A 16281-nucleotide genomic window follows, 5' to 3' on the forward strand; every position below is an offset into this window, starting at 1 on the left:
AGAACATCACGGGAGGGTGCGATGAACTGGAACTTTAACTCGATTACACGCCGTAGAATGCTTGCTTTGGGTGTCGGCGCTGGCGCACTTGCAGCGATGCCGCGATTGGCTCTCGCGCAATCGCTGACCCTCCGCTACGGCCACAACAACGAGCCGGCCAGCGTTGCCGGTGCCCAAGCTGACTGGTTTGCAGAAGCCGTTGCCAAACATTCCGGCAACGACATCGCCGTACAGGTCTTTCCTTCATCGCAGTTGGGCAAGCTGCAGGAGCTGGCCGAAGCGGCGTCGCTTGGAACGATCGCTTTCTCGCACAACACCGCAGGCGGCATCGGCTCGCTTTACGAGCCATTCGCCGCGCTCGATACGCCATATCTTTATCGCGATGTCGATCACCTGATGAAGGTGATGGACGTCAACTCGCCAGTCATGCAGGAACTGAACGAAGGATTGATCGCGGCAGCCAATGTGCGCGTCATCTACGCCCACTATTTCGGCCGCCGTCACCTCACCTGCAACAAGGCTATTAAAACTCCGGCCGATCTTGCCGGCGAAAAGATCCGTGCCGTTCCCTTCCCGATCTACCAAGCGGCTGTTCAAGGCCTGGGCGCCGCGCCGGTGCCAGTTGATTGGTCGGAAGTCCCCACCGCACTGGCAACCGGCGTCGTTGCCGGCCAGGAAAACCCGATCAACGTCATTCTCAACGTCAAGCTCTACGAAGTGCAGTCGCACCTCATGCTGACCGGCCACATGTCCAACGCCGAAGTCGTCATCATGAACGAGGATGCGTGGCAGGCTCTTTCGGACGAGCAGAAAGAAGCTGTGCGCCAAGCAGCACTTGAAGTCCGCGAACGGGCGACAAAGGCGATCCAGGACAACGAGGAAAAAGAAACCGAGGAACTGCGCAAGAAGGGCATGACCGTGATTGGCCCCGCCGAGGGGCTCGACGTCGATGCTTTCCGCGCATCGGTCAACAAGGTCATCCAAGAGCGTTTTGCGGACAAGTACGGAGCGCTTTACGAGAAGATCAAGGCGATTGCCTGATCCATGTCCGTTGGTGAAGAGCGCTTCGTGAGCCCACATGCAATCGATCCTCCCGGCGCGAGGGCGCTGGGAGCTTTGGCGACCGTGTTGCGGATCGTCGCGACTTGCCTTTTGGCTTTGATGACATGCCTCATCATCGCTCAGGTGGTTGGGCGCAACCTCCTGAATTCAGGCATGCCATGGGCGGATGAGCTTGCGCGTTTTTGTGGTGTGGCGCTGGTGTTCCTTTGCGCCCCGCTGCTGGCGCTCCGCGGTCAGCATGTAGCCGTGGACATGATCCCGTCGATGCTCCCGCCTACGCCTCGGCGCATCGTAGCCATCCTCGTGGAGGCGATGGTGCTTACTTTGTCCGGGTTCTTCCTGTGGGGCTTCTACGCCTTTCTCGGACGGGCGTGGAAGTTCGCCACGCCTACGCTCGGCATCCCGAACTGGATATATTATGCGCCGTCCGTGATCTGCTTCCTCCTTTTGGCAGCGATCACGCTTTACCGGATGCTCGTCCTTGTGCGCGGTGGAACGCTCAACCAGGCGGAAGCAGTGCTGCCATGAGCCTTGTTCTCCTCGCAATCTTCATCGTGGCACTGCTTGCCGGTGCGCCGATCGCAATTGCCCTTGGCCTTTCCTCTGCTGTCGCCATCGTTGCATTCGATCTGCCGATCCATGTGCTGGTGCAGAGAGCCGTCAACGCGCTCGATTCCACTCCGCTGCTTGCCGTGCCGTTGTTCATCCTTGCAGCTAATCTGTTGAACGCGATTGGCGTCACCACGCATATCTTCGATCTGGTCCGACTTGTTGTCGGCCGGGTTCGCGGGGCAGTGGCGCAAGTCTCCATTCTGGTCAGCCTGATCTTTTCCGGGGTTTCTGGTGCGGCGCTCGCCGATATCGGCGCATTGGGCAAGATCCAGGTCGATCAGATGGTCGCGCAGGGCTATCGCAAGGAGTTTGCTGCCGGCATAACCATCGCGGCGGCGACGATCGGGCCGATCTTCCCGCCGTCCATTCCGTTGATCATCTATGCCAGCGTTACCAATGTTTCGGCAGTGCAGTTGCTCGTCGCCGGCATCGTGCCAGCACTGCTGATCACCCTATTCCTGATGGCGCAGGTTGCCGTCATGGCACGCTTGTATAACCTGCCGCGCGACACGGTACGCCCGTCGCTGCGCGCTGTTGCACAGAAGGCCGTGCTGTCCCTGCCCGCCCTGCTCGCTCCGATCATGCTGATCGGCGGATTGCTGAGCGGTTACTTCGGCCCAACCGAAGTGGCAGGCGTCACGGTTGCCTATGCATTGTTCATCGGCTTCGCCGCGTATCGAACGCTGAGCCTGCGCGCGGTGTGGGACAGTCTCCGCGATACGGTGGAAGCGACCTCGGGCATTCTCTTGATCGTCTCGACGGCAGCGGTGTTTGCCTGGGTGCTGACGCTTGATCGGGTGCCTGCCTTGGCTGGCGATTATCTTCTCGGACTATCCGATAACCCGCTTGTTCTGCTGCTTTTGGTGAACCTGCTTCTTCTTGTGGTCGGCATGTTCCTGGAGTCGATCGCGGCCATCTTGATCATCGCTCCCATCGTTGCTCCGGCCCTGCATGCAGCCGGCGTCGATCCGCTGCAGCTCGGAATCGTCTTCGTACTCAACCTGATGATCGGCCTGCTCACTCCGCCAGTCGGCATGAGCCTCTACATGGTTTCGATCGTTGCCAAGATGCCGGTGCACTCGGTTGTTCGCGGTGTGATGCCCTTTTTCATCCCGCTGGTCTTGTCGTTGCTGGTCGTCACGCTCGTGCCTGCCGTGTCGACCTGGTTGCCATACCTCATTTCCCAATAGGACTATCCATGAGCAAGTTTTTGGGCCCGATCCGCCAGCTCGGCTATGTCGTGGACGACATCGAAGCCGCCATGAAGCATTGGCATCAGACGATGGGCGTTGGTCCATGGTTCTACAATCCGCGCGTGCCGATCGAGGACTACCGCTACGAGGGCCAGTCTTACGACGTTCACAACTCCGTGGCGCTGGCCAATAGCGGCTATATCCAGGTCGAACTGATCCAGACGCGCAACGACGCGCCATCGATGTATCGCGACTTCTGCCAAGCCGGTCATCGCGGGCTCCAGCATGTTGCGTTCTGGACGGAGAACTACGACGCCGATCTCGCGAAAATGGAGAGCGAAGGCTTTAGACAGAAGATGAGCGGACAGGTCGGAGCCAACGGCCGCTTCGTGTATTTCGACCGCGAAGCGCATCCCGGCACGGTAATCGAGCTGTCCGAAGTGATGGGTCCCAAGGGACGCATGTTCGACCTGATCCACAAATCGTCAGAAAACTGGGACGGCAGTGATCCCATCCGGCCGTTTCCGGACCTTTCGGCGATCTGATGACAACCATGAAGGCAGGAACCATCGAGGCGAGCTACGTAGTCGAAACGCCGCTCGACCCGGAAAAGGTCGCGGCCATCATGGCTGGCGAACAAAGCAGCGGCACCTTCGTTCGCGTTGCCGGTGAAACGGATGCGTTGCGCGAGCGTGCTGCAGCCACCGTTCTGGCGGTGGATGAATTGCAGTCCGTCGAACATCCAAGCCTTGCCAGTGCCTATCTCGAACGCAAGCGGGCTTCCGGCCCTTGGCGGCGCGCGCGTATCCGCATTGCCTTTCCCATCGCCAACCTCGGAGCCAACCTACCGACCCTAGCCTCCACTGTAGCCGGCAACCTCTATGACCTCGGCGAAGTGTCGGGCCTACGCCTCATAGATGTGAAGCTTCCGCAATCTTACAGGATGCGGTTTGACATGCCGCAGCTTGGCATCGCGGGCACACGCCAGCGGCTCAGCGTGCATGATCGGCCTCTTTTCGGCACCATCATCAAGCCCAATGTCGGCATGCGCGCCAACGACATTGCCGATCTAGTTTCGGTTCTGTGCGAAGCTGGAGTGGACTTCATCAAGGATGACGAAATTTGCGCCGACCCCGATCATGCACCGCTGCATGAGCGTGTGCCTGCCGTCATGTCTGTGGTTCGAGCCTATCGCGATCGCACCGGCCGTGACGTGATGGTGGCCTTCAACGTCACCGACGAAACCGATGCGATGCGGCGACATGCCGATCTCGTGCAACGAGAAGGCGGGTCCTGCGTCATGGCGAGCCTGAACTGGTGCGGGCTGTCGGCCGTGCAAACGCTGCGCCGTCACACACCACTTGCGCTGCACGGCCATCGGAACGGCTACGGTGCGTTCGCACGTCACCCTGCGCTTGGCATGGGCTTCGATGCCTATCAGGCGCTTTACCGTCTCGCTGGCGTCGACCACATGCATGTGCACGGCATTGGTGGAAAGTTTTCAGATGCGCCCGAAGAGGTCGAAGCGAGCGCGCGGCGCTGCCTTGAGCCACTTGCGTTCGATGCACCCGATGCGTCGGACGTCGTACTACCGGCCTTCTCGTCCGGGCAATGGGCGGGCACCCTGCCCGTCACGGCCCAAGCTGCCGGTTCCGCCGATTTCCTGTTCATGGCAGGCGGCGGTATTCTCGCACATCCGAAAGGACCAGCTGCCGGTGTGCGCAGTCTGCTCCAGGCCTGGGAGGCTGTTAAGGAAAAAAGCGACCTTCAGGTAGCTGCGGCCACACGACCAGAGCTCGCAGCAGCTCTCGGCTTTTTTGGCGGCTGAGATGGTCGACTACGTCTTCATCGGAGACGACTTCACCGGCGCCTCGGACACGCTCGCAACCCTTGCGGAAGCGGGACGTCGTGTGCGCCTGTTCCTGCAGGCTCCGGACCCACGGCTTGTCGAAAAGCTCGGCTTAGATGCAGTTGGCATTGCCACCGATCTTCGGGCAAAGACACCCGACGAAATCCACACCCGCGTCACTGATCTCGCTCAAGCCGTTCTGCCGCTGGCGCCGCGCATCGTGCACTACAAGGTATGTTCAACCTTCGACTCCGCACCTGATGTCGGCAGCATCGGCGCGGCTGCCCTCGCTATTGAGGCCGTGCTAAAGCCCGCGCTGGTCGCGGTGATCGGCGGCCAGCCGAGCCTCGGACGCTTTTGCTCTTTCGGCAACCTCTTCGCACGCTCTCCGGACGGCGCAGTGTATCGCATCGACCGACATCCCATCATGAGCCGACATCCCGTCACGCCGATGCATGAAGCTGATCTGCGACTTCATCTCAGTGCGCAGGGGCTTAGCGAGCTGACGCTCGTGCCAAGAACGGCTGAAGGCGCGACGCTGGCCGCCGCAGAGAAGGAGAAGCGTAGACGGTTTTTATTTGACGCAATGGATCAAACCGATATCGAAAATGTTGGTCAAGCCCTTCGCTCTTTCAGGCCGAACGAACCTTTACTGCTTTTAGGTTCAAGCAGTGTAGCCGAAGCAATTACCAGCGCTGAACCAAAGCCGCAGAACCACTTCTGCGGCGATGGCTTGCCGGTCATAGACGGTCCGCGCTTGGTGTTGGCCGGCAGCCGGTCATCGGCGACCGCGGCGCAGATCGCGGCAGCTTCGAGCTACCAGCGTGTGCCGCTGAGCCGAGCTGACATAACGGTAGAAGGCTTGCAGACTTGCGCTCACCACTGTGCAGAGAAGCTGGCAAGCGGGCTTCATGTGCTCGTTCATCTGCGCGCCGATCTTGATTATGGTTTGTCACCCAACACCTTATCAGAGCGTCTTGCCGAGATGGCGAGGCTGATCTTAGTGCATTACCCAGTTCGCGCACTCGGTGTTGCCGGCGGCGACACCTCTAGCGCGGTTGTACACCGTCTCGGTTTTGATAGCTTGAGCTTTGAAAGCCGAGCCGGTAGCGGTGTCGCCATCTGCCGAGGACACGCTTCAGGTTCACCACTGAACGGAATGCGTCTTTTGCTTAAAGGTGGGCAGGTTGGATCGACCGATCTGTTCGATAACTTCCTGACTTAAATTCCTGCGCGCTTTAGGCTTGTCAGCAAGAAGAGCGCTTATCAATGGCGAACGGTTGCCTCCGCTACAAGCAGCACCCCAGCTTCTCTGATGATGGGCCGATCAGCGCCGCAGGTGCCCGATGACTTCTGCTTCCACGCCGCCGGACAACGTCTGGGACTTTCAGGCTGCACGCATTGTAACGGTAAAATTAAGCCGATCATGCGAGCGACACGTCTTCGCCATTTGTTGGTGTAAAGCAGTCCGTCCGCTTTCCATCAACAGGCGCCAAATTACCTCTTCAAGTGTTCTGCACAACAGACGGTCTTGTGTTTCGGATCTCCATCAATGCAGACACGAATGCTCTCACCAGCCTCGCCTTCTGCATGTCTGGTCGGAACAGGAGGTAGCTTTTGAAGTAAACCGCGGGTTCCAGCGGGCGAAGCACCAGTCCCCTTTCCGCGAACCCATCGATTGCCAGCGGATTGACGATTGCGACGCCGACGCCGGCAATAGCCAAAGCGCATGCCGTAATCCCAAAGCTCGTTTCAATCACGAGGTTCGGCTTGGATTGTACGGCGCTGCACAGGGCCTCGAACTGAACCCTTGCGCGGTCTTCCGGTGACAGCGCCACATAATCGACGTCGTGAAGATCCTCAGGCCGGATTACCTTTTTTGCCGCGAGCCTGTGACCGGGCGGGATGGCACAAAGCGCGGGGAAGCTTCCGAACACCTGATGATCGATGCCCGAAAGATCGACCTCGTCAGCGGCGAGCCCGATGTCGAACTCTCCATCGACCACATGATTTCGCACCGCTGCGGACGACATGATGCTCAAGGTGACAATCGCTGTCGGGTAACTTTGCCGGAACTTCGTGATCGCACGAGGGACGATGGTGGATCCTGCGGCCGCAAGGCTGGCGACCCGCAACTGTCCCGATCCGAAATCACGGATGCGTGCCGCCGATGAGCGGAGCAGATCCAGGCCGCGAAAGCTCGCATCCACATCACGAAAGAAGGCTTGCGCTTCCGGAGTGGGGATCAGGCGGCCTTTGACCCGGTCGAACAAGGCAAAGCCGATCGCGTCCTCCAGTTCGCCGACGAGGCGACTGACATTCGGCTGCGTCACACCCATCAACTCAGCCGCGCGCGACACGGTCCCGCTGAGGATAACGGCGCGAAACGCTTCGATCTGCCGGAAATTCACAGCGCATCACCCCCTATAAGGTTTCCGCATAGAGTTAGATGCTGCGGTCAATTGTTTGTCTAGCCTTCAGACGCTTAGACTCCGGGGAAATCGAAACCACGGAAAACCCATGCGTGACACAACGCTTTGCGTAAAGCGGCCCCAGATCTCCCATGAAGGCTTTGCGAGCCTCGCGATCCCGACATACCGCGCCTCCACCATCGTGTTCGACAGCGCGGAAGATTATGCCAATCGCAAATATCGTGGTCCGGATGGTTACACCTATGGTCTGCATGGCACGCCCACGTCGCGAACGCTGGAAGCGACCATCACTGGCCTGGAGCAGGGTTTGCGCACCGTGCTCGTGCCATCCGGTCAAGCAGCCATTACGATCGTCTTTTTGACGGTCCTCATGCCGGGAGACAGTGTTCTGATCCCGGACACGGCCTATCCGCCAGTTGCAGGCTTTTGCGAGAATTACCTCAAGCCACGCGGCATCTTGTTTCGTATCTACGATCCAATGATCGGCGGCGGCATTGCCGACCTGATCGATGACAGCGTCAAGCTGATCTGGACGGAGTCGCCGGGATCCTCCACGATGGAAATCCAGGATATTCCAGCCCTCGTGTCGGCAGCCAAGGCGCGTGGCGTGTTGACCGGCTGCGATAACACCTGGGCTACACCGCTTTATTTCAAGCCTTTGGCACAGGACATGGATTTCTCCTCCATGGCACTGACCAAATATGCCGGCGGTCATTCCGATCTGCTGATGGGCTCGATCGCCGTAAAAGACATCGACCTTCACCGCCGCTTGAAGGACACGATGCGCATGATCGGCATCGGCGTGTCGCCCGATGACTGCGCTCTCGTGCTGCGCGGCATGGAAACGATGGGTGTCCGCCTCGCTCATTCAGGCCGGGTGGCTCTCGATTTCGCAAAGCGGATTGCTGCTCGGATACCTGAAGACCTGGTTCTGCATCCGGCCTTGCCGAATGCGCCCGGCCACGAAGCCTGGAAGCGCGATTTCACCGGCGCGAGTGGCGTTTTCAGCGTGGTGATCCCGCCGCATGCGGAGGAAAGCCTGCCGGCAGCGCTGACCAATGCCAAGACCTTTTCCATCGGCGCATCCTGGGGCGGCACCCACAGTCTCCTTGCACCGATGACGATCTCCCGCGCGACCGGCTGTAACGCCCATGCCGGCACGATCCTGCGCATCAGTGTCGGCTTGGAAGACGAAAACGATCTTTGGGCCGACCTCGAACCCATCGTGGCGGCCATTGCTGCAGGACCTGCGCAAGCAAACAGCGCCTGACACCGCCTCACGCCTAAACTCAATAATAATAAGGGAACAATGATCATGAAGACCTGGATGATGGCCGCACTGGCAGCGAGTGCAATGATGTCGGCAACCGCAGTCCATGCGGGGCCAACGCTCGACAAGGTCAAGGCGCGCGGCAGCGTGGTTTGCGGCGCAAGCCAAGGCACGGTCGGCTTCGGTGCACCCGATGACAAGGGTTACTGGAAAGGCCTCGACGTTGAAACCTGCCGTGCCGTGGCTGTTGCCATTTTCGGCGACAAGGACAAGGCGGAGTTCGTGCCGCTCAGCGGCCAGCAGCGCATTCCCGCTCTGCAGACCGGCGAAATCGACATTCTTCCCCGCACCTTGACGTGGACCCTTCAGCGCGACGCCAACGGCATCAACTTCACCACGCCGACCTATTATGAATTCACCGGCTTTATGGTCGCGAAATCCTCGGGCGTGACCAAGGTGGAGGATATGACTGGAGCATCCGTGTGCGTGCAAACCGGCTCCACGACGGAAGTTGTCGTCAACGACGTGTCGACAAGGCTGAAGCTCGAACTGAATCCCGTCGTGTTCGACAATGTCGCGGCCACTCGTCAGGCGTTCTTTTCGGGCCGTTGCGATGCCCTGATCACGGATGCATCGGCACTCGCTTCGGTGCGCGCGACACAGTCCACGAACGCAGACGACTATGTGATCTTTCCCGCCAACAAATACATGGACGCGCTCACGCCTGCCGTGCGCCACGGCGACGACCAATGGCTAGATATCGTGAACTGGTCGATCCAGGCGCTGCTGAACGCAGAACTCTACGGGATCACGCAAGCCAATATCGACGAGATGATGAGCTCTGACGATCCGCGCGTGAAACGCTTCCTAGGCGTGGAACCGGGCAACGGCAAGGCGCTCGGTCTTGATGACAAGTTCGCCTACAACATCGTCAAGCAGCTCGGAAACTACGGCGAGATGTTCGACCGCAATGTCGGTGCCAACAGCCCGCTGAAGATCGAGCGTGGTCCCAACCGGCTCTTTTCCGATGGCGGTCTGATGTTCCCGTTGACCTTCCAATAAGCTCCGGAAGGATCACGCCATGATATCGGCTCTTCTGGACAACCGACGGTTCAGAAGCTGGGGCGGGCAGATACTCTTGCTGGGCGGCTTTGCCGCCCTCCTCGCCTGGCTTGTCACCAACACCGTTTCCAACCTTAATGCCCGCGGCATTCGGGTTGGCTTCGACTTCCTGTGGCGGCAGGCCAACTTCCCGATTTCGGAAAGCGTGCTGCCCTACAACCCCTCGGACACGTTCTTCTGGGCCTATGTTACCGGCGTCGGCAACACGATCACGATCTCGCTTCTGGCGATCATCTTGTCCACGGCACTGGGTCTCGCTGTGGGCCTGGCACGACGGTCCAAGCACCCTCTGATCTCAGGCGTTGCAGGCGTGTTCGTGACCACCATGCGAAACATGCCGCTGATCGTTCATCTGCTGTTTTGGTATGCGATCGCCACGACGTCCCTGCCGGCACCACGCATGGCCTATCATCCGCTGCCTGGCGTGTTTCTGTCGCTGCGCGGTTTCTACATTCCTTCTCTCGATCTCGACGGCGCGGCTCTCGCTTATGTCGCGCTGCTCCTGGCGGCACTTGTTCTGCTGGTGATGTTTCATCGCAAGATCATCGCACTGGTTCGTCCCGACACCGATCACCCGATCCTCATCCTCGTTGCCGTCTTTGCCGCGGTCGCGCTTGTGCTGGCTTTGATCATCAGGCCTTCGGGTGCCATCAGCGTTCCGGCAATCAAGGGCTTCAACTTCGCTGGCGGCCTGCGGCTGTCACCGGAATTCGCTGCTTTGATGCTCGGACTGGTGATCTACACCTCCGCCTTCATCGGCGAGATCATTCGCGGCGGAATCGATGCCGTTGCAGCTGGCCAGTGGGAAGCGGGACGCGCAATCGGTTTGTCTGAGTGTCATACGCTGACGCGGATCATCATTCCGCAGGCGCTGCGCATCATCATCCCGCCCATGACCTCGCAATATCTGTCGACGGTCAAGAACACGACCTTGGCCTTGGCCGTCGGCTATCCCGAACTTGGGCTCGTGGTCGGAACGGTGATCAACCAGACCGGACAAGCGATCGAAAGCATAGCGCTGCTGCTTGCCATCTTCCTGACCATCAGCATCGCCGTTTCGCTTCTGATGAACTGGTACAATGCCCGCGTGGCGCTGGTGGACGCACGATGAGCACACTCAACATGGATGCTGTCGGCGCGCTCCCGAACCCGTCACTCCCTCCCAGGCGAACACGCAAGTCCTTCGTTCAGCTGCTTTTCGGAGACCTTGTTTCGGCCTGTCTCACCGTCGCTGTCGGCGCTCTGCTGCTGTCCATGGTGCCGGTTCTGAACTGGGCCGTCTTCGACGCGATCTGGACAACCAATGATCCGGCTGCATGCAGCCAGGGCGGTGCGTGCTGGGCGTTTATTGTGGCCAAGTTCCGCTTTATCATTTTCGGCACCTATCCGCCGGATGAGCAATGGCGCCCCCTGCTGGTGATGGGCATCATTCTTGCGATGATCCTTGGCTCCCTGTCGCCCAGACTTTGGGGTGCCCGGCTCATCTACCTCTGGGTTTTTGCCGTTGTCGTCATGTTGGTGCTTATGGCCGGCGGCGTGTTCGGACTGGAGCCTGTCTCGACGTCGAAATGGGGTGGTTTGCCGATTACGCTTCTTTTGGCTCTGCTGTCGCTTGGCCTCGGCTTTCCCTTCGCCATCTTTCTTGCGCTGGGCCGGCGTTCCAACCTGCCGATCGCACGCATGCTGTCCGTTCTGACGATCGAGCTCGTGCGAGGATTGCCGCTGGTCGGCCTCCTGTTTGTGGCCTCGATTCTGTTGCCGCTTTTGCTTCCCGCAGGATGGTCGATCGACAAGCTCGGCCGCACATTGGCAGCGCTCACGATCTTCGCAGCCGCTTATCTAGCGGAAGTCATCCGCGGTGGTTTGCAGGGCGTGCCTTCCGGACAAGTCGAGGCCGCCAAGGCCTTGGGCATTCCCGGCTGGAAGGCGGTGGCGCATATCGTCTTGCCGCAAGCGCTGCAGAAGGTCATCCCGCCGCTGACCAACACTGCAATCGTCATGGTCAAGAACACGAGCCTCGTTCTCATCGTCGGTGTGTTCGACATGCTGAGCGCCAGCCGTGTAGCGGCAACGGACCCGATGTGGCCGGCGCCGTTTGTTGAAAGCTATGTCTTCGTTGCACTGATCTATTTCGTGATCTGCTTCGGCATTTCCCATTACGCGCGCTGGCTGGAAAGCCGTGTGCAGGCAAGGAGCTATCGATGATCGACCAGCGTTCACAAGCAATCGAAATCGAAGCGCTCGATAAATGGTACGGGCACTTTCAGGTGCTGCGCAACATCGATCTCAATGTGACACAAGGCGAGCGCATCGTGGTGTGTGGGCCGTCCGGATCCGGCAAGTCGACCCTGATCCGCTGCGTCAACCGGCTCGAGGAGCATCAACGCGGCAGCATCCGCGTCAATGGCATCGTGCTCAACGACAGCGTCAAGAACCTGGATGCGATCCGACGCGAGGTCGGCATGGTCTTCCAGCACTTCAACCTGTTCCCGCACCTGACGGTGAAGGAGAATTGTGCCCTGCCGCAGATCCTGTCGCGGCAGAAAAAGCGCGCCGATGCGGAAGCCCTCGCCATGCACTTCCTCGAGAAAGTCCGCATTCCCGAACAAGCCGACAAATATCCCGGACAGCTTTCCGGCGGTCAGCAGCAGCGCGTCGCGATCGCGCGTGCCTTGTGCATGACGCCCAAGATCATGCTGTTCGATGAACCGACCTCGGCGCTCGATCCCGAAATGGTCAAGGAGGTTCTGGATACGATGGTGGCTTTGGCCGAAGAAGGCATGACGATGATCGTGGTCACCCACGAAATGGGCTTTGCCAGGAAAGTGGCCGATCGGGTGGTCTTCATGGAGGCCGGCGAGATCGTCGAAGCCAACGACCCCGAAACGTTCTTCAATGCCCCGGACAGTGCGCGTACCAGGAACTTTCTCAGCAACATCATGCATTAGCGCGAAGGTTAGGACACCATTCCGCGACCGGTGCACGCAGCGCATCCATGCCCATGTCGTGATTATCGCCTTCCAAGGCAAGACATTCTTGAGCTAATCCACTAACCGCAAACCTGAGCAATACACACTAAACAAACGGAGCGCCCGATCACTTCACCTCGGCACGCTCTCCTCGTACAGCGCTTTCGGCATCTCCTTGATCAGCACGTTCTGATAGGCGTACGGGATCTCGATCCCAGCTGCATCGAAGCGCTTCTTTACGGCTTCGAGCACGCTGTTATTGGCCACGGCCGCAGCGTCAGCATCGGCGCACCAGAGGCTTAGAGTGAAATCCACGCTGGAGGTGCTTAGTTTGGTAACGGGGCAGCCGACGACCTCCTCGCTATTAGGCAGGCCCGACGCGATCTCGAGGATGAGCGCGCGCGCCGTGTCGATGTCGGCATTGTAGCCGATCGAGATCGGAATGGCGGCCAGGGTCCGCTGCTTCTTGGCGGACAGGTTGATCACGGTTGTGCTCGAAATCGAAGCGTTTGAGATGGTGACCAGGCGATTGTCGCCGGTTCTCAGCCTCGTATAGCCCAACGAAACGTCTTCCACGATGCCGACCTCCACGCCGCCCGGCGCCGTGATCTGCAACGTGTCGCCGAGGCGGAACGGGCGATAGAAAATCAGGCTGAAGCCGGCCACGAAATTCGAAAGCGTCGACTGCGCAGCCAAGCCGAACACTACCGAAGCCACCGAGACGCTTGCCAGCAGGGCCGTGGCAAGACGGTCGAGAGCCGGGATCATATGCGCATAGAGCATCAGGATCATGATCCAGACGAAGGCGCTGGCGACCTTTGAAAGGAACCCAAAGGACATGCGATCGATGCGGTTGTCGTGGTCGCGCGCCACGACCAGTCGGATCGCCCGTTTGAGCAGATGCGAAAGCAGAAGCCCGGCGAGGACGAAAAGCGCCAGAATGATCAGCGCCCCCGACCATCTGTCGGGATGCAACTGCGTCAACCATCCCTCGGCGGTGTTCCAGGTCATCGGTTGCTCCTTCTACGCTCCCGGTGCGCTTCGCGCGAACCGGACGCTCCTTACCGATGTCGTTCCGTAGCGTCTATCCGACAGCGAGTTCCTCTTTCCCGCCGATCCGGTCGACGATCACGTCCGCGACGCGCAGCGCATTGGCAATGATCGTGAGCGTCGGGTTCACTGCGCCGATCGACGGAAAGAAGCTCGCATCCGTCACATAGAGGTTGTCGATCCCGTGCGCGCGGCAGTCGAGGTCGAGGACGCTGGTCGCAGGATCTTCGCCGAAGCGCAGCGTTCCCGATTGGTGCGCCGTACCCCCGATCGGCGTGTCCTTGCCGAGATAAAGCTTCCGGTCCATCAGATGCGGATGGATCTCCGCCTTGTCGCAGATCGAGCGCAGCATCTCGCGCAGCGCTTGCTGCCCCTTGATGTTGGTCTGCGTCAGATCGAGATGCACCTGATTGTTGCGGTAGAAGATGCGGTTTTCCGGCTTGGGGAGATCTTCCGAGGTCAGCCAGAAATCGATCGAGTGTTTTGCGATCCAGTCGAACGGCTTCTCAGGAAGCCATTGAAGGAAGCTCGGCAGCCCTTCCGCCTCGATCTGCGTTCCGTCGGACTTTCCCACCATCTGAATATGGCCGAGCGGAAACTCATGCGGATTGCGCGGCGATTTCGCGTGCCCATGATAGAAATCGTTGAGGCCGAGCGTCTTCTGGAACTCGGTCGGATTGGGCGTCTTCGAGATCGCCAGCACCGTTACGTTGTTGTGGCGCATGTAGTTGCGCCCGACCTGGCCTGATCCATTGGCAAGCCCGTCCGGGTGGCGATCATTAACCGATCGCAGCAAAAGGAGCGCGGAAGAAAGCGCACCACAGGCCACCACCACCACATTGCCCCGGATGATGTGCGTGCGCCCCTCGATCACCGTTTCCACGCCCGTGATCGAACGGCCCGAAGCGTCGGTCAGAAGGCGTTCCACATAGGCATTCTTCAGGAGCGTCAGGTTTGGATGCGCCTTCAGCGCCGGATCGACGCAGATGATCTGCGCGTCTGACTTGCCATTGGTAAGGCTTGGATACCCATCGAAAGGATCACAGCGCAGCAGCGGTGAATGAGGCGTGGCAGCACCGGTGGCGTCCTGGTCCAGCAGCGCGCCCATTGGCAGGTGGAACGGATGAAGCCCCTCGCGCGCCCAGGCGTCCGACAATTCCTGGATGCGCGGCTCGTGCTGGATCGGGGGGTGCTTGTAAGGCTTGCGCGATGGTGGCTCCGTCGGATCCTCGCCGCGGCGCCCCTTCACCTCGAAAAGCTCTTCGGCAGCCTGGTAGTAAGGCTCGAACGTATCGTACTTCACAGGCCATTCCGGCGCATCGCCGTCCGGATGGTGTACCGTACCGAAATCCTCTTCGCGCAACCGGAACAGGACCGCGCCATAGACCTTGGAATTACCGCCGACGAAGTAGTGCAGACCGGGGCGGAAGGTTTCGCCGCTGGATGAGGTCCAGGTCTCCTCCGCCTGATAACGCCCTTTGACGAAAACCGCCTCCGTGTCCCAATTCTCGCGCTCACGCTTCAGATAGTCGCCACGCTCGATCAAGAGCACCCGCTTGCCGGTCTGCGCAAGGCGCCAGGCCATTGTGCCGCCGCCAGGTCCCGAGCCGACGATGACGACGTCGTAACGATCTTCATTCAAGGCACGCACTCCGAAAGAGGTTGTTTTCGGCTAAAGATCGTCGGCAGCGGAGTGTTCCCTTCGAAAATCGCACGCCTGTTTTTCTCCGAGGAGCGGGAACGTCTTTCCCGCATCGCGAATTTCACCGTCGATCCAGAAGACGGGACCGCGGCGTAGATGACCATCGAAATCTTCATTGCTTTCGCGACACGCTTATCGCTCGTTCTCCTGTTCCTGCCCTTCAGCGCGCTCGACAAGGCCCTGAATTTCGGGGACGCGACAAAGCAGGCGCGACAGGTCACAAACAACGAAACGCTGGCGAAGGCGCTGATCCTCGTCGGCATGTTCGTGGAAGTCGTGATGTCCCTGGGCGTTCTCACCGGGATCGCAGACCGGCTCGCAGCCTTTATCCTCGCCGGCTACTGCGCCGTTACCGCCATTCTCTTCAAGCAGTTCTGGCGCAAACCCGATTTCCGCTTCCTCGGCCCGTCCAAGGGCAAGGAAATGATGTGGGATTTCCTGAAAAACTTCGCAGTGGCCGGCGGCTTTCTGCTCATCACCTTCGGCACGAGCGCGCGCACAGTCGACGATTTCTTCACGGCACCCCTGTCTTCGACCCATCCCTACGCAATCGGAGCCGCACCATGAGCGACGACAAACCCACCGTCCCGTACTGGCATCTTTACACGGACGCTGACGGGACCAGCCGGCAGAAGCGCTGCATGATGACCGAGTTCGAACTCAAGAGCATGCAGCCGCCGGCGCCCCCGCAATGGCAGGGCCAGAAGCACCATGACGGCATGACCGTGATGGTGACTGTGCAGCCGGTCGGTTGGGAGGGTGCCTGGCATGAGAACCCATCGCCGCAATGGATCATCCCGCTTTCGGGCCGCTGGTACGTGGAGAGCATGGACGGCACGCGCGTCGAGATGGGACCGGGCGAGATTTCGTTCGGCGAGGATCAAGGCACGCAGGAGAAGAACGGGCGCAAGGGCCACATGTCCGGCACGATTGGCTACGAGCCCGCGGTGCTGATGGTGGTTCAGTTCGACACCAAGCGGGACGAAACGACGCCCTGTCGTTTTTCCTGAGGAGCGTGTG

16 protein-coding genes are annotated in these 16281 nt (G+C 59.7%); 13 read left to right on the forward strand and 3 right to left on the reverse strand.

All coding sequences use genetic code 11. The features are described from left to right. Nucleotides 1-21: 21 nt before the first annotated feature. Genes JYU29_RS10735 through JYU29_RS10760 form a run of 6 tightly spaced genes read left to right on the forward strand, consistent with a single transcriptional unit; the run spans nucleotide 22 to nucleotide 5941 of the window. On the forward strand, nucleotides 22-1041 hold the full coding sequence (locus tag JYU29_RS10735; protein ID WP_213984786.1) for a TRAP transporter substrate-binding protein: 1020 nt from the start codon (nucleotides 22-24) through the stop codon (nucleotides 1039-1041). A gap of 3 nt (nucleotides 1042-1044) precedes the next feature. Then, nucleotides 1045-1590: a TRAP transporter small permease gene (locus JYU29_RS10740; protein ID WP_213984787.1), complete on the forward strand. Its 546-nt coding sequence runs from the start codon at nucleotides 1045-1047 to the stop codon at nucleotides 1588-1590. Next, nucleotides 1587-2864, forward strand: a complete 1278-nt coding sequence (locus JYU29_RS10745) for a TRAP transporter large permease (RefSeq protein WP_213984788.1) — start codon at nucleotides 1587-1589, stop codon at nucleotides 2862-2864. Before JYU29_RS10740 ends, JYU29_RS10745 begins: the two co-directional genes overlap by 4 nt. An 8-nt stretch (nucleotides 2865-2872) precedes the next feature. Beyond that, nucleotides 2873-3412: a VOC family protein gene (locus JYU29_RS10750; RefSeq protein WP_213984789.1), complete on the forward strand. Its 540-nt coding sequence runs from the start codon at nucleotides 2873-2875 to the stop codon at nucleotides 3410-3412. Between the two features lie 8 nt (nucleotides 3413-3420). Next, nucleotides 3421-4695, forward strand: a complete 1275-nt coding sequence (locus tag JYU29_RS10755; protein ID WP_213985040.1) for a ribulose-bisphosphate carboxylase large subunit family protein — start codon at nucleotides 3421-3423, stop codon at nucleotides 4693-4695. 1 nt (nucleotide 4696) lies between these two features. Continuing rightward, the gene (locus JYU29_RS10760; RefSeq protein ID WP_213984790.1) at nucleotides 4697-5941 is read left to right on the forward strand and encodes a four-carbon acid sugar kinase family protein; all 1245 of its coding nucleotides are present in this window, start codon (nucleotides 4697-4699) and stop codon (nucleotides 5939-5941) included. A gap of 280 nt (nucleotides 5942-6221) precedes the next feature. Here the strand turns inward: JYU29_RS10760 and JYU29_RS10765 are convergent, their stop codons facing one another. Continuing rightward, a complete protein-coding gene (locus JYU29_RS10765; RefSeq protein WP_213984791.1) occupies nucleotides 6222-7127 on the reverse strand; it encodes a LysR substrate-binding domain-containing protein in 906 nt (301 codons plus the stop codon). 109 nt (nucleotides 7128-7236) lie between these two features. Between JYU29_RS10765 and JYU29_RS10770 the strand changes: the two genes are divergently transcribed. From JYU29_RS10770 to JYU29_RS10790, 5 genes are read left to right on the forward strand one after another with little or no spacing between them, the layout of a single operon-like run. Then, the gene (locus JYU29_RS10770) at nucleotides 7237-8418 is read left to right on the forward strand and encodes a PLP-dependent transferase (protein WP_213984792.1); all 1182 of its coding nucleotides are present in this window, start codon (nucleotides 7237-7239) and stop codon (nucleotides 8416-8418) included. A 39-nt stretch (nucleotides 8419-8457) separates the two neighbouring features. Further along, nucleotides 8458-9480 carry an amino acid ABC transporter substrate-binding protein gene (locus JYU29_RS10775; RefSeq protein WP_213984793.1) on the forward strand — a complete coding sequence of 341 codons (1023 nt, stop codon included), beginning with the start codon at nucleotides 8458-8460 and terminating at the stop codon, nucleotides 9478-9480. A 19-nt stretch (nucleotides 9481-9499) separates the two neighbouring features. Next, nucleotides 9500-10651 (forward strand): amino acid ABC transporter permease, encoded by a 1152-nt coding sequence (locus tag JYU29_RS10780; RefSeq protein WP_213984794.1) that lies wholly within the window; start codon nucleotides 9500-9502, stop codon nucleotides 10649-10651. Continuing rightward, complete coding sequence (locus tag JYU29_RS10785; RefSeq protein WP_213984795.1) at nucleotides 10648-11745, forward strand: amino acid ABC transporter permease; 1098 nt, start codon at nucleotides 10648-10650, stop codon at nucleotides 11743-11745. Before JYU29_RS10780 ends, JYU29_RS10785 begins: the two co-directional genes overlap by 4 nt. Next, complete coding sequence (locus JYU29_RS10790) at nucleotides 11742-12488, forward strand: amino acid ABC transporter ATP-binding protein (RefSeq protein ID WP_213984796.1); 747 nt, start codon at nucleotides 11742-11744, stop codon at nucleotides 12486-12488. The genes JYU29_RS10785 and JYU29_RS10790 overlap by 4 nt, the downstream gene beginning before the upstream one ends. A 153-nt stretch (nucleotides 12489-12641) precedes the next feature. On the opposite strand, the gene JYU29_RS10795 is transcribed toward JYU29_RS10790, so the two are convergent. Both JYU29_RS10795 and JYU29_RS10800 read right to left on the reverse strand, forming a co-directional pair. Beyond that, nucleotides 12642-13520, reverse strand: coding sequence for a mechanosensitive ion channel family protein (locus tag JYU29_RS10795; RefSeq protein ID WP_213984797.1), 879 nt, complete (start codon nucleotides 13518-13520; stop codon nucleotides 12642-12644). A gap of 73 nt (nucleotides 13521-13593) precedes the next feature. Beyond that, nucleotides 13594-15201 carry a GMC oxidoreductase gene (locus JYU29_RS10800; RefSeq protein WP_213984798.1) on the reverse strand — a complete coding sequence of 536 codons (1608 nt, stop codon included), beginning with the start codon at nucleotides 15199-15201 and terminating at the stop codon, nucleotides 13594-13596. A 156-nt stretch (nucleotides 15202-15357) separates the two neighbouring features. Between JYU29_RS10800 and JYU29_RS10805 the strand changes: the two genes are divergently transcribed. Together JYU29_RS10805 and JYU29_RS10810 are read left to right on the forward strand one after the other, a co-directional pair. After that, a complete protein-coding gene (locus tag JYU29_RS10805; protein WP_213984799.1) occupies nucleotides 15358-15828 on the forward strand; it encodes a DoxX family membrane protein in 471 nt (156 codons plus the stop codon). After that, on the forward strand, nucleotides 15825-16271 hold the full coding sequence (locus JYU29_RS10810) for a cupin domain-containing protein (RefSeq protein WP_213984800.1): 447 nt from the start codon (nucleotides 15825-15827) through the stop codon (nucleotides 16269-16271). The genes JYU29_RS10805 and JYU29_RS10810 overlap by 4 nt, the downstream gene beginning before the upstream one ends. Nucleotides 16272-16281 lie beyond the last annotated feature (10 nt).

The sequence above is a fragment of the Tianweitania aestuarii genome (assembly GCF_018457165.1).
In the GTDB taxonomy this organism is placed as follows: domain Bacteria; phylum Pseudomonadota; class Alphaproteobacteria; order Rhizobiales; family Rhizobiaceae; genus Tianweitania; species Tianweitania aestuarii.

Bases quoted from the DNA above. Each gene is read 5' to 3' on its own strand.
- JYU29_RS10735 (WP_213984786.1), top strand. From the start codon at position 22: ATGAACTGGAACTTTAACTCGATTACACGCCGTAGAATGCTTGCTTTG.
- JYU29_RS10740 (WP_213984787.1), top strand. From the start codon at position 1,045: ATGTCCGTTGGTGAAGAGCGCTTCGTGAGCCCACATGCAATCGATCCT.
- JYU29_RS10745 (WP_213984788.1), top strand. From the start codon at position 1,587: ATGAGCCTTGTTCTCCTCGCAATCTTCATCGTGGCACTGCTTGCCGGT.
- JYU29_RS10750 (WP_213984789.1), top strand. From the start codon at position 2,873: ATGAGCAAGTTTTTGGGCCCGATCCGCCAGCTCGGCTATGTCGTGGAC.
- JYU29_RS10755 (WP_213985040.1), top strand. From the start codon at position 3,421: ATGAAGGCAGGAACCATCGAGGCGAGCTACGTAGTCGAAACGCCGCTC.
- JYU29_RS10760 (WP_213984790.1), top strand. From the start codon at position 4,697: ATGGTCGACTACGTCTTCATCGGAGACGACTTCACCGGCGCCTCGGAC.
- JYU29_RS10770 (WP_213984792.1), top strand. From the start codon at position 7,237: ATGCGTGACACAACGCTTTGCGTAAAGCGGCCCCAGATCTCCCATGAA.
- JYU29_RS10775 (WP_213984793.1), top strand. From the start codon at position 8,458: ATGATCATGAAGACCTGGATGATGGCCGCACTGGCAGCGAGTGCAATG.
- JYU29_RS10780 (WP_213984794.1), top strand. From the start codon at position 9,500: ATGATATCGGCTCTTCTGGACAACCGACGGTTCAGAAGCTGGGGCGGG.
- JYU29_RS10785 (WP_213984795.1), top strand. From the start codon at position 10,648: ATGAGCACACTCAACATGGATGCTGTCGGCGCGCTCCCGAACCCGTCA.
- JYU29_RS10790 (WP_213984796.1), top strand. From the start codon at position 11,742: ATGATCGACCAGCGTTCACAAGCAATCGAAATCGAAGCGCTCGATAAA.
- JYU29_RS10795 (WP_213984797.1), bottom strand. From the start codon at position 13,520: ATGACCTGGAACACCGCCGAGGGATGGTTGACGCAGTTGCATCCCGAC.
- JYU29_RS10805 (WP_213984799.1), top strand. From the start codon at position 15,358: ATGACCATCGAAATCTTCATTGCTTTCGCGACACGCTTATCGCTCGTT.
- JYU29_RS10810 (WP_213984800.1), top strand. From the start codon at position 15,825: ATGAGCGACGACAAACCCACCGTCCCGTACTGGCATCTTTACACGGAC.